13 protein-coding genes are annotated in these 12181 nt (G+C 64.5%); 8 read left to right on the top strand and 5 right to left on the bottom strand.

Features of this window, described 5'->3' with window-relative positions; translation table 11 throughout:
• Window positions 1-25: 25 nt before the first annotated feature.
• Window positions 26-1516 (bottom strand): aldehyde dehydrogenase family protein, encoded by a 1491-nt coding sequence (locus LOY34_RS11545; protein WP_195883835.1) that lies wholly within the window; start codon window positions 1514-1516, stop codon window positions 26-28.
• 150 nt (window positions 1517-1666) lie between these two features.
• Here LOY34_RS11545 and LOY34_RS11540 point away from each other — a divergent pair, with 150 nt between their 5' ends.
• Window positions 1667-2584, top strand: coding sequence for a LysR substrate-binding domain-containing protein (locus tag LOY34_RS11540; protein ID WP_195883834.1), 918 nt, complete (start codon window positions 1667-1669; stop codon window positions 2582-2584).
• A gap of 79 nt (window positions 2585-2663) precedes the next feature.
• Window positions 2664-3914: an aspartate aminotransferase family protein gene (locus tag LOY34_RS11535; protein WP_195883833.1), complete on the top strand. Its 1251-nt coding sequence runs from the start codon at window positions 2664-2666 to the stop codon at window positions 3912-3914.
• Here LOY34_RS11535 and LOY34_RS11530 read toward each other — a convergent pair.
• Window positions 3911-4546: a metalloregulator ArsR/SmtB family transcription factor gene (locus LOY34_RS11530; protein WP_195883832.1), complete on the bottom strand. Its 636-nt coding sequence runs from the start codon at window positions 4544-4546 to the stop codon at window positions 3911-3913. The two genes, LOY34_RS11535 and LOY34_RS11530, sit on opposite strands and share 4 nt — an antisense overlap.
• 75 nt (window positions 4547-4621) lie before the next feature.
• Here LOY34_RS11530 and LOY34_RS11525 point away from each other — a divergent pair, with 75 nt between their 5' ends.
• Entirely contained in the window at window positions 4622-5110 is a 489-nt protein-coding gene (locus LOY34_RS11525) for a DUF2938 domain-containing protein (RefSeq protein ID WP_195883831.1), read from the top strand.
• 9 nt (window positions 5111-5119) lie between these two features.
• Here the strand turns inward: LOY34_RS11525 and LOY34_RS11520 are convergent, their stop codons facing one another.
• A complete protein-coding gene (locus LOY34_RS11520) occupies window positions 5120-5407 on the bottom strand; it encodes a hypothetical protein (protein ID WP_045196837.1) in 288 nt (95 codons plus the stop codon).
• Between the two features lie 167 nt (window positions 5408-5574).
• On the opposite strand from LOY34_RS11520, the gene LOY34_RS11515 reads away from it, so the two are divergent.
• On the top strand, window positions 5575-6012 hold the full coding sequence (locus tag LOY34_RS11515) for a hypothetical protein (protein WP_082075431.1): 438 nt from the start codon (window positions 5575-5577) through the stop codon (window positions 6010-6012).
• Between the two features lie 101 nt (window positions 6013-6113).
• Here the strand turns inward: LOY34_RS11515 and LOY34_RS11510 are convergent, their stop codons facing one another.
• Window positions 6114-7058: a LysR family transcriptional regulator gene (locus tag LOY34_RS11510; protein WP_093383788.1), complete on the bottom strand. Its 945-nt coding sequence runs from the start codon at window positions 7056-7058 to the stop codon at window positions 6114-6116.
• Window positions 7059-7141: 83 nt separating this feature from the next.
• On the opposite strand from LOY34_RS11510, the gene LOY34_RS11505 reads away from it, so the two are divergent.
• The 4 genes from LOY34_RS11505 to LOY34_RS11490 are packed head-to-tail and all read left to right on the top strand — an operon-like array spanning window position 7142 to window position 11254.
• Window positions 7142-8194 carry a Gfo/Idh/MocA family protein gene (locus tag LOY34_RS11505; RefSeq protein WP_195883830.1) on the top strand — a complete coding sequence of 351 codons (1053 nt, stop codon included), beginning with the start codon at window positions 7142-7144 and terminating at the stop codon, window positions 8192-8194.
• 53 nt (window positions 8195-8247) lie between these two features.
• A complete protein-coding gene (locus LOY34_RS11500; RefSeq protein WP_195883829.1) occupies window positions 8248-9639 on the top strand; it encodes an MFS transporter in 1392 nt (463 codons plus the stop codon).
• A complete protein-coding gene (gene aroQ, locus LOY34_RS11495) occupies window positions 9636-10091 on the top strand; it encodes a type II 3-dehydroquinate dehydratase (RefSeq protein ID WP_195883828.1) in 456 nt (151 codons plus the stop codon). Before LOY34_RS11500 ends, aroQ begins: the two co-directional genes overlap by 4 nt.
• Entirely contained in the window at window positions 10088-11254 is a 1167-nt protein-coding gene (locus LOY34_RS11490) for a Gfo/Idh/MocA family protein (RefSeq protein ID WP_230090847.1), read from the top strand. The genes aroQ and LOY34_RS11490 overlap by 4 nt, the downstream gene beginning before the upstream one ends.
• On the opposite strand, the gene dsdC is transcribed toward LOY34_RS11490, so the two are convergent.
• Window positions 11247-12179, bottom strand: a complete 933-nt coding sequence (gene dsdC / locus LOY34_RS11485; RefSeq protein ID WP_195883827.1) for a DNA-binding transcriptional regulator DsdC — start codon at window positions 12177-12179, stop codon at window positions 11247-11249. The two genes, LOY34_RS11490 and dsdC, sit on opposite strands and share 8 nt — an antisense overlap.
• Window positions 12180-12181: the final 2 nt, after the last annotated feature.

Genomic DNA, 12181 nt, shown 5'->3' with positions numbered 1-12181 from the left:
TGTACGGTGGTGTACTTATCGCGGGTCAGTCGAAGACAATCCCCTGCGCCAACGGCAGCTCGCGGGAATAGTTCACGGTATTGGTCTGCCGGCGCATGTAGGCCTTCCACGAATCCGAGCCCGACTCACGGCCACCGCCGGTTTCCTTCTCACCGCCAAAGGCGCCGCCAATCTCCGCACCGCTGGTGCCGATGTTGACGTTGGCAATCCCGCAGTCACTGCCCGCGGCGCTCTGGAAGCGCTCGGCTTCGCGCAGGTCGGTGGTGAAGATGCACGACGACAAGCCTTGCGGCACTTCGTTGTTCAGGCGCAGGGCTTCTTCGAACTCGTCGTACGCCAGCACGTAGAGGATCGGTGCAAAGGTTTCATGACGAACCACGGCGCTCTGGCCAGGCATCTCGACGATCGCCGGGGCCACGTAGTAGGCATTCGGGTACTGGTCCTGAATCTGCCGCTCGCCGCCAAACACCTGGCCGCCTTCATCGCGGGCGCGCGCCAAAGCGTCCTGCATGCCTTCGAACGAAGCCTTGTCGATCAGCGGGCCGACCAGGTTGTCCTTGCGCGGGTCGCCGATACGAACCTTGGCGTAGGCGGCTTTGACCCGAGCAACCACTTCGTCCTTGATCGAGCGATGGACGATCAGCCGGCGCAAGGTGGTGCAGCGCTGGCCAGCAGTACCGACGGCGCTGAAGAGGATGCCGCGTACGGCCAGATCCAGGTCGGCACTCGGTGCAAGAATCATCGCGTTGTTGCCACCGAGTTCGAGGATGCTGCGGCCGAAACGTGCAGCCACCCGCGGGCCGACTTCACGGCCCATGCGGGTGCTGCCGGTGGCGCTGACCAGCGGCACGCGCGGATCGTCGACCAGCGCTTCGCCGGCCTCACGATCACCGATGATCAACTGGCTCAGGCCTTCTGGCGCATCACCAAAGACTTTCAGGGCTTTTTCGAACAGCGCCTGGCAGGCCAGCGCGGTCAGCGGGGTTTTCTCCGACGGCTTCCAGACCACGGCGTTGCCGCACACCAATGCCAGGGTGGTGTTCCAGGCCCAGACCGCGACGGGGAAGTTGAAGGCGCTGATCACTCCAACCACGCCCAACGGGTGCCAGGTTTCACGCATATGGTGGCCCGGGCGCTCGGAGGCGATAGTCAGGCCATAGAGCTGACGCGACAGGCCGACGGCGAAGTCGCAGATGTCGATCATTTCCTGCACTTCGCCCAGGCCTTCCTGGGTGATCTTGCCGGCTTCGATCGACACCAGCTCGCCGAGTGCAGCCTTGTGCTCACGCAGCACTTCGCCGAACAGCCGCACCAGTTCGCCACGCCGTGGCGCCGGCACATCACGCCAGCGCAAGAAGGCCCCATGGGCGGCGTCGATACGACGGGTTACCGCCGCTTTGTCTTCCAGGGTAAGCGCTGCGATCTGGCTGCCGTCGATGGGCGTAAAAACAGCATGAGTGCCGCCGTTATATAAACTTTCAGGCACGCCCAAACGGGTAAGTAGTTCAGCAACCATCTTATTATTCTCCTACAGCGGATACGGGTTGAAATCGTTGATGCAGGTCAGTATTAATCTATAGGGCCGCTGCTCACAAACGACCTTTTAGAAGCACATGATTCCGTAACGGAATGACCTCATCTCTTTTTCGCCAGGTTGACCCCGCCCATGTCCAAACGCCTGATGCCCTCCACCACCGCCCTGCAGTGCTTCGAAGCCGCCGCCCGGCACCTGAGTTTTACCCGTGCAGCCCAAGAGCTGCACCTGACCCAGAGCGCGGTGAGCAAGCAGGTCGCGCAGCTTGAAGAGATGCTCTCGCACCCGCTGTTCCAGCGCATCCGCCGGCGCCTGCACCTGACCCCGGCCGGCGCCCTGTACCTGGCCGAGGTGAACAAGATCCTGGTGCAACTGGACATGTCCAGCCGCTACATCCTCAGTTATGGCGGTGAGACCGAAGTGCTGCGCATCGCCACCCAGCCGACCTTCGGCGAGCGTTGGCTGGTGCCCAACCTCAAGGGCTTCGGCGAGCGCCATCTGCGTATTCACCTGGACATCCGCAACGAACTGGAGCCCTTCGACCTGGTTCAGGCCAAGGCCGACATCGCCTTCTTTTTCGGCCAGGGCACCTGGCCCGGGGCAACCTGCATCGAGCTGTTCAAGGAGCAGGTGGTGCCGGTGTGCGCCCCGGACCTGCTGGCCCGGCAGCACTTCGACAGTGCCGAATCACTCACCGAACACCGCCTGCTGCAGTGCACCTCGCGGCCCGAGGCCTGGCATGAGTGGTTTCTCGGCCAGGGCCTGCACAGCCAGAACAGCTACCACGGCCCACGCTTCGACACCTTCTACATGTGCATCCGCGCCGCCCAGGCCGGCTGCGGCATCGCCCTTGTCCCGCGTTATCTGGTGGCCGAGGAGCTGGCCGAAGGCAAATTGGCGATCCCCTGGAACCACCCGAAAACCAGCGAGGGCTCGCATTTTATCGCCCACGCCGAGCATGCCGCCGAGGTGCCCAAGGTCCGCGCCTTTGTCGAGTGGATCGTTGAGCGCGTAGGCAGTGGCGGGCAAGTTCCGGAATTGAAGGAATGACTGCAATCCTTTATTTCGTTTGCACTGAATATCCACGGCTCGCTTAGATAATAAAAAACTGCAGCGAGGCCGCGGGCAAATGAGTCACGAAACTATCAGCCAGTCTATTTCCGTCGTTCACCCTATTACACTGTCACACGGTAAAAACGCGGAAGTCTGGGACACCGACGGCAAACGCTATATTGATTTTGTTGGCGGTATTGGCGTGTTGAACCTGGGCCACTGCCACCCGCGAATTGTTGCCGCCATCCAGACGCAGGCCACGCGCCTGACCCACTACGCCTTCAACGCCGCCGGGCATGAGCCCTACATCGAGCTGATGCACCGGCTGGCGCAGTTCGTGCCAGTGTCTTACCCGCTCAGTGGCATGCTCACCAACAGCGGTGCGGAAGCTGCAGAAAACGCCCTGAAGATCGCTCGCGGTGCCACCGGCAAGACCGCGATCATCGCCTTTGACGGCGGCTTTCATGGCCGCACCCTGGCGACCCTCAACCTCAACGGCAAGGTCGCGCCCTACAAGCAGCGCGTCGGCGTGCTGCCGGGGCCGGTGTATCACCTGCCCTTCCCCAGCCAGGACAGCGGGGTGAGCACCGAGCAGGCGCTCGAGGCCATGCAGCGCCTGTTCAGCGTCGAGATCGACGTCAATGACGTGGCCGCCTTCATCTTTGAACCGGTGCAGGGCGAGGCCGGCTTCCTGGCCATGGAACCTGCGTTCGCCCAGGCCTTGCGCAGCTTCTGCGACCAGCACGGGATCCTGCTCATCATCGATGAAATCCAGTCGGGTTTTGGCCGCACCGGCCAGCGCTTCGCCTTCCCGCGCCTGGGCATCGAGCCGGACCTGCTGTTGCTGGCCAAGAGTATTGCCGGCGGCATGCCGCTGGGCGCGGTGGTCGGGCGCAAGGCGCTGGTCGACAACCTGCCCAAAGGCGGCCTGGGCGGTACCTACTCCGGCAACCCAATAGCCTGCGCCGCCGCGCTGGCCACCCTGGATGAAATGAGCGATGCCAACCTGGCAACCTGGGGCGAGCAGCAGGAAGCGGCGCTGCTCAGGCGCTTCAAACGCTGGCAGGCCAACAAACTTTCACCTTACCTGGGCCGCCTGACCGGCACCGGCGCCATGCGTGGCATCGAGCTGGTCAACGCCAATGGCAGTCCGGCCACGGCGCAGCTGGCACACCTGCTGGCAGCGGCCAGAAGCGCCGGCCTGCTGCTGATGCCCAGCGGCAAGGCGCGGCACATCATCCGCTTGCTGGCACCGCTGACCATCGAGCCTGAGGTGCTGGAAGAAGGCCTTGATATCCTCGAACGCTGCCTTGGCGAGCTGGCTTAACCCTGCAGCGGCCCGGGCCACTGCTCAACGCCTGCAAGGTAATGACGCGCCTTGAAGCCCCCGGCTTTCAGGGCCGTCACCGCATCGCGGGAAAACACGCACCAGGGCCCACGGCAATAGGCGACCACTTCCTGGCTGGCCGGCAGTTCTCCCAGGCGCTGCTGCAATTCGCTGAATGGAATATTGATCGCCCCCGGCAAATGCCCCTGGGCAAATTCCTCGGCCGGGCGCACATCGAGCAGGGTCACGCTGTGCTCCTGCAAACGCTCAAGCAGCTCTTCCCTGCTGATCCCTTCCAGCTGTTCAGGCGCACTCAGGCTATCGCTCATCAGCTCGCGGATCGCCGCGCGGTTGAACGCGGCCAATTGCCCGAGCGCCGCCAGCACCTCGGTGATCGGCCCGGCGCTGAGCCGGTAGAGCACGCGCTTGCCATCACGGCGGGTCTGCACGAAGCCGGCGCGACGCAAGTGCTGCAGGTGCTGGGAGGCGTTGGCCACCGACAGCTGGCACTGCTGGGCCAGTTGCTCGACGGCCAGCTCACCGCCCGCCATCTGTTCGAGCAGATTCAGGCGGTGGGCGTGGCCAAGGGTCCGCGCCAGCTCGGCAATCTGCTGGTGTGGTTGGGTTTTCATATCAGTCATTGACAGCAAGGTAGCATTGGCCAATCATTCAATCAATCTATTGAATGTTATTAAAAGGAGTACGCCATGCTTGAAGGATTGACCCTTGCGATACTGATTGGCGTAACGGCCACCGCCATTGCCGATCTCTGGTCGCTGTTCCAGCTGCGCGTGCTGGGCATGGCCGGGCCGAACTGGGGCTTGGTCGGCCGCTGGATTGGCCATATGCCGCGCGGGCAGTTCGCCCATCAGAGCATCGCCAAGGCGCCTGCGCTGGCCAACGAACGGCTGATCGGCTGGAGTGCGCATTACCTAATCGGGGTGATGTTCGCCGCTTTGCTGCTCGCCCTTTGCGGGCTGGAGTGGGCGCAACAGCCACGGTTTATGCCAGCATTTGTGCTTGGCCTGGCGACCGTGGCGGCACCCTACCTGATCATGCAGCCCGGCATGGGCGCCGGTGTCCTTGCCTCGAAAACCCCCAAGCCGAATGTGGCGCGGGCACGCAGCCTGCTGGCCCATGGGGTGTTTGGCGTGGCCTTGTACCTGGCCGGGTTGTTCTGGGCCGGGCTGTTGTAGCCCAACTGATTACAGGCCCAGTTCTTGCGGAGTAAGCATGTCGCATTCAAAGGCGATCCAGCCGCCTTCCAGCTCGGCATGGCCGTTAACGATCGGGCCGTAGTAGCTCAGGCCGTTATCGAGGGTCACGCAGATGTGCGTCGCCTTGTCCGGAGCGGCCAGGGCACCGACAAAGTGGACCTTCTTCAGCGTCTCGGTAACGGCTTCAAGACCCACCCGAATTGCAACGTTTTCCACCGCTTCAACGTCTGCATGCAGGTCGTCGCTGACGGTTACGGTGGCTGTGTAGTTGTACATGGTCGAACTCCAACGACAATTCTATCGGCGTCTGCTGACGCTCACGGGCGCATAGGGTAATGGAGCGGCCCGGAAAAAGCCCGCGCCTATCGACGAGGCGACGCACGAAGGTACCCTCGGCCCGCCCCGGCTGGTATTGTGCCCCCCCGGTAAAACCTGTCAGAGGAATGACATTGAGTGCTGAACAGAACCTGACCTCGGACATGTTCGAGGTCGACAAGCGCCTGGGGCTCAAGCCCGTGGTGGATTTCAACAACTACCTGCAAAAAGCCTTCGGCGACGGGCCTTGCACCTGTATCCGCTGCCGCACCAGCGGCGGTGACGAAACGGGCTACGAGTACCAGCACACCTTCGTGCTCGACGGCCAGACGCTCAACCGGCGATTTGCCAACACCGCGGGCAGCGATGTGCTCAATGCACTGAAGAAGGCCTGGCTTTCGTACACCAAGGCCGACCTGCCGGCGCTGGGTGCGCTGGACCTGAGCGCAGTGAAAGGTTTTGTTGAACCGCAGTTGCACAAGCGCCTGCTGCCGCTGTTCCTGGCCAGCGGCCTGGTGCGTGAAATCGACGGGCAGTGGATGCTGCAGGTGCAAGCCGGCGATTGAGTGCTTGGGGCTGCTTGCGCAGCCCATCGCCGGCAAGGCCGACTCCCACAGTTTTGAGCCTGCATAGTGCCTGTGGGAGTTGGCCTGCCCCGCGATGCCCCTCAGCCACCCACCGCCAGCGCAAACGGCCCCTGCGCCAGTTGCTCACGCAAGAACGCCACGCAACTGCGGACCTTCGCCGAGCTACCCGAACGCGCCGCCGTCACCGCCCAGACATCCGCCGGCTGGTGATAGGCCGGCAACACCCTGACCAGCGACCCCTCCTGCAAGCTGGCGGCCACGTCCCAGTACGAAGCCATGATGATGCCGTGCCCGTCCATCGCCCATTGGCGGACGATATCGCTGTGGTTGGCGGCCATGGGCCCGGTGACCTTGACCGTTTCCGGCCCGCCCGGGCCGACCAGTCGCCACACGCCAAAGCGGTCGTCGCGGCTGCGAAACAGCAGGCAATCGTGCTGGGCCAGTTCCGCCGGTACCCGCACCGGCCCGCGCCGCGCCAGGTAATCCGGCGATGCCGCCAGCACCCGCTTGTTCTCGGCAATGCGGTGAGCGATCAGGTGTTTCTCCTGCACCTCGCCGACGCGGATGTCGATGTCGAAGTTCTCGCCAATCAGGTCGACCCGGCGGTCGAGCAGTTCCAGCCAGATATCCAGGGTCGGGTGACGCTTGCGCAACAGCGACAAGATCGGCGCGATGTGCTCGCGGCCCAGGCGCAGGCTGGTGCTGATACGCAGGGTGCCGCGCGGCTCGCTGTGGGCAGCGGACAACGACTCGAGCATCGACTCGACGTTCTCGAGAATCTTCTGCGCCCAGATGAACGCCGCCTCGCCGTCGCTGGTGATATTCACCCGCCGCGTGGTGCGGTTGAACAGCTTGACCCCCAGCAAGGTCTCGAGGGTGGCAATGCGCTTGCTGACATGCGCCGGCGACAGGCCGATCTCGGTGGCGGCGGCGATGAAGCTTGAGCGGCGCGCCACTTCGCAGAACAACTGCAGGTCGCGCAGCAGCGGTTCATTATTCGCTAATAGCGCATTCTGATTCTTCATCTGGCCCGATTATCTCCTGGGAGTTTTTTATTAGCCTCTCACAAAACCGCTGCCGCGGTCCGCATAACAATAACGAGAGCGCCATGAACAAACTTCGCATTGCCGTTGCCGGTGCCGGCCTGATTGGCCGCAGGCATATCGAACTGATCCAGGCCAGCGCCGAGTGCGAACTGGCCGCCCTGATCGACCCGGCCCCGGCCGCCGCCGAGCTGGCAGCCAGCCACGGCGTTGCCCTCTACCCTTCACTTGAGCAACTGTTTGCCGAGCAGCGCCCGGATGGGGTGATCCTCGCTACGCCCAATCACCTGCATGTCGAAGGCGCCCTGGCCTGCGTCGACCACGGCGTTGCCGCGCTGATCGAAAAACCCGTGGCCCACACCCTGGAGGAAGGCAAGCGCCTGCTGGCGATCGCCGAGCAAACGGGTGCGCGGCTGCTGGTCGGCCATCACCGTGCCCACAGCGCGATCCTCGCCAAGGCCCGCGAGGTAATCGCCGAAGGCTTGCTCGGCAACCTGGTAGCGGTGATGGGCAGCGCGCTGTTCTACAAGCCCGACGACTATTTCGACGCCGCGCCCTGGCGCCGGCAGCTCGGCGGCGGGCCGGTGCTGATCAACATGATCCACGAGATCGGCAACCTGCGTTCGCTGTGCGGCGAGATCGTCGCCGTGCAGGCCCAGGCTTCCAGCGCCACCCGTGGCTTTGCCGTGGAAGACAGCGTCGCCATCAGCCTGCGCTTTGCCAACGGCGCCCTCGGCACCTTCATGCTCTGCGACACCGCCGCCTGCGCCCGCAGCTGGGAGCAGACCGCGCGGGAGAACCCCGATTACCCCAGCTACGCCGACGAAGACTGCTACGTGATCTGCGGCACCCAGGGCACGCTGTCGATCCCCACCATGCGCCTGAAGTACTACGAGCAATCTGCCGAGCGATCATGGTGGAAACCCTTCAGCACCGCCGTGGCGCCGCTGCAAAGCGCCGACCCGCTAGCCCGCCAGCTGGCGCATTTCTGCCAGGTGGTGCGTGGCGAACAAGCGCCGCTGGTGAGCGTGCGCGACGGCCTGCGCAACCTGCAGATCGTCGAAGCCATCAGCAGCGCCGCACGCAGCGGGCAGATCGTCGACACCGACAGCCTCTGAAGCCTTTTATCCAGTCCTACCGCTCCATAACAACAACAAACGGAGACAGACAGATGGCCAACCATCCCCAAGGGCTGCATGCAGCCCGGCAAACCAAGAAAGCCACGGCCAGCGGCTGGGTCGGCTCGGCGCTCGAGTACTACGACTTCTTCATTTATGCCCAGGCTGCGGCGCTGATTTTCCCGCAGATCTTCTTCCCTTCCAGCGACCCGAAACTGGCCATCGTCGCCTCCCTGGCCACCTACGGCGTCGGCTACCTGGCGCGCCCGGTCGGCGCCTTCGTGCTCGGCCACTGGGGCGATACCCGCGGGCGCAAGCATGTGTTGCTGCTGTGCATGCTGCTGATGGGCCTGGCCACCTTTGCCGTCGGCCTGCTGCCGACCTACAGCCAGATCGGCTACTGGGCGCCGGTGCTGCTGGTGGTGCTGCGCCTGGTCCAGGGCTTTGCTGTGGCCGGGGAAATCGCCGGTGCCAGCTCGATGATCCTCGAACATGCGCCGCCCGGTCGTCGTGGCTTTTACGCAAGCTTCACCCTGCAGGGCGTGCAGGCCGGCCAGGTGCTGGCGGCGGCAATCTTCCTGCCGCTGGCCTATTTCATGCCCGAAGAGGCCTTCAACAGCTGGGGCTGGCGCATCCCCTTCCTGCTCAGTGCCGCCGTGCTGCTGGCAGCATTCATCATCCGCCGCGAGGTCGAGGAGCCGGCGGCGTTCACCCAGAAAGTCGCCAAGGTGGTGCGCCAGCGCTCGCCCATCGGTGAAGCCTTCAAGCACAGCTGGCGCGGCATGCTGGTAGTACTCGGGGTGTCGCTGATGAACGTGATCCCGGTGGTGACCACCGTGTTCGGCGCCGCCTATGCGGTACAGCCGGCCTACGGCGTGGGTTTTGACAAGAGCGTGTACCTGTGGATCCCGGTGGTCGGCAACATCGTCGCAGTGCTGGTGATCCCCTTTGTCGGCAACCTCTCCGACCGCATCGGCCGCCGCCCGCTGATCATCGGCAGCGCCATCGGCTGCGGGTTGATGTCGTTCCTTTACCTCTATGCCATCAGCCTGCACAACCTGCCGCTGGCGTTTGCCGCCTCGCTGCTGATGTGGGGGATGATCTACCAGGGCTACAACGCCATCTTCCCAAGCTTCTTCCCCGAGCAGTTCCAGACCCATTACCGGGTCTCGGCCATGGCCGTGGCGCAGAACATCGGCTACATGATCACCGCCCTGCTGCCGGCGCTGTTCACCGCCGTGGCGCCGCCGGGCTCCGACAACGTGCCGCTGCTGATCGGCGCCATCACCTGCCTGGTCACCGCGCTGTCGGCCATCGCCGCCTGGAGCGCCCCGGAAACCTACCGCACGCCCATCGACCAACTCGGCAAGGCCGACGCGGTGAGCCTGGACAAACCCACCTACGACGCCCTGCGCGCCAACGCCCTGACTGGAAACCAGCCATGAATACCCTGCTCGTGCTCAACGGCCCCAACCTGAACATGCTCGGCCTGCGCCAACCCGAAGTCTACGGCCGCGAAACCCTGGCCGATGTCGAAAACCTCTGCCAGCAGGCCGCCCGGCGCCTGGAACTGAAGCTTGAGTTCCAGCAGACCAACCACGAAGGCCAACTGATCGACTGGATTCACCAGGCCCGTGGCCGGGTCGGCGCAATCGTCATCAACCCCGGCGCCTGGACCCACACCTCGGTGGCAATTCACGACGCTTTGATTGCCGCCGAGGTACCGGTGATCGAGGTGCATATCTCCAACGTCCACCGCCGCGAAGCCTTCCGCCACCACTCCTATGTATCGCTGGTGGCCAAGGCGGTGCTGGCCGGTTTCGGCACTCACGGCTACGTGCTGGCGATCGAACATTTTGCCCGCGAACTCAAGCACGCCAACGGAGGCGCCCAATGAAAACCATGGCCAACCCACAACAACGACTGCGCCTGGGCTTTGTCGGCGGCGGCCTGGAGTCGTCGATCGGTTCGACTCACCGCTATGCAGCGTCTCTGGACGGCCATTACCAGCTGGTCGCCGGGGTCTTCGCCCGCGACCCCGAGCGCAACCTGGCCGCGGCCCAGGCCTATGGCGTGGCGCCAGAGCGCGCCTATGCCGATTTTGAAGCCATGGCCAGGGCCGAAGCCGCCCGCGCAGACGGCATCCAGGTGGTGGCGATCATGGCGCCCAATGCCGTGCACGTACCGGCGAGCCTTGCGTTTCTCAAGCACGGTATCGATGTCATCTGCGACAAGCCGCTGGCGGCGAACCTTGCCCAGGCCAATGCCCTGCTCGATCAGGTTCGCCAAGGCCCGGCCCTGCACCTGCTGACCCACAACTACAGCGGCTACCCGTTGATTCGCGAAGCCCGCGAACTGATCGCTCAGGGTGCGATCGGCGAGGTGCGCCTGGTGCAGGTCGAGCACGCCAGCGCCTTCGGCACCCACCCGCTGGAGCAGCAAGGGGTCAAGGCCCTGGCCTGGCGCACCGACCCCGATCAGGCCGGCGCTTCGTCGGTACTGGCCGATGTCGGCGTGCATGCCCACCAACTGCTGCGCTTTGTAACAGGCCAGGAGGTCAGCCAGGTCTCGGCCGAGCTCAGCACCCTGGTGCCGGGCCGCGCCTCGGACGACAACGCCCACGTCAAACTGCGCCTGAGCGGCGGCGGCCGAGGCCTGCTATGGGCAAGCTTCGTCGCTGCCGGCCAGCGCCATGGCTTGCAGATCCGGATCTTTGGCTCGAGCGGCTCGCTGTACTGGCACCAGGAACAACCCGAGCGCCTCGAACTGCGCCACCAGGACCAGCCGCACCAGGTGCTGCGCCGGGGTGAAAGCTGGCTCAGCGATGCCGCCAGGCAAGCCACGCGAATCAAGGCCGGCCAGCCCGAAGGCCTGCTCGAAGCCTTCGCCAACATCTACAGCGACGCCGCCGAACTGATCAGGGCCCGCCGCGAACAGCGCGCCCCGGCGCCCTTGGCGCGCCTGTGCCCGACCGCTGAAGACGGCCTGCGCGGCATGGCGTTTATCGAGGCGTGTGTGCAGTCGGATCGCCAGGAGGGGCGCTGGATCGAAGTCAGCTGAGTGCACACTCGCGCAACCACTCAATCATCACCCGCAAACGCAGCGGTAACCTTTCCCGCGGCGGATGCACCAGGTAGTAACCCTGCCCCGCCGTCTGGCCGAAGCCCCCCAGGGGCAGGATCAACGCGCCCTGGTCAAGCAAGGGTTGCACCAGGCGCTGGCGACCGATGGCTACGCCAGCATGCTGGCTGGCGGCGGCGCTGCACAGGTCGGAGCGGTCGAAGGTCAGGTGGCGGGCGGGCAGGTGCTGTTGTACGCCCTGCTCGCCGGCCCAGCGTTGCCACTCGGCGTCGAAGGCGGCATGTTCCCAGGCCAGGGCATCGTGCAGCAAGGTGCACTGGGCCAGGCGGCCGGGGTGGTCGATCAGGCCGTGGCGCTCGGCATACTGCGGGCTGCACACCGGGGCGACGTGCTCGTCCATCAACAACTGGCTGGCCAGCCCGGGAAACTCGCCATGGCCATACAACAAGGCCAGGTCCACCGGGCGGGTGCGAAAATCCACCGGGTCGTTGCCGGTGCGGATGTCCAGGCTGACCTGCCGATAGCGCTGCTGGAAATCCGCCAGGCGCGGCACCAGCCAGTGCTGGGCCAGCGACGGCCGTACATACAGGCTCAGGGCACCGCTGACTTCTTCAGTCGACGGTTGCAGGGCTTCTTGCAGTTGCGCTTCCAAACCTTGCAGCACTTGATAGAGGCGCTCGCCTTCAGCGGTCAGGCGAATGCGCCGGGTCAGGCGTTCGAACAGGCGCAACGCCAGGGCTTGCTCCAGGCGGGCGATGCGATGGCTGACGGCGCTGGCAGTCAGGCACAGCTCTTGCGCGGCCTGACTGAAACTCAGGTGCCGGGCAACCGCGACAAAGGTGTGCAGGTTGGCGAACTGGGCACAGCTCTTGCGGCTGCCAAGGCGATCGGGCAGGTTGAGCATGA

It is taken from the genome of Pseudomonas sp. B21-009 (assembly GCF_024749345.1).
GTDB lineage: Bacteria > Pseudomonadota > Gammaproteobacteria > Pseudomonadales > Pseudomonadaceae > Aquipseudomonas.
This window is presented reverse-complemented; position numbering and strand designations above follow the sequence as displayed.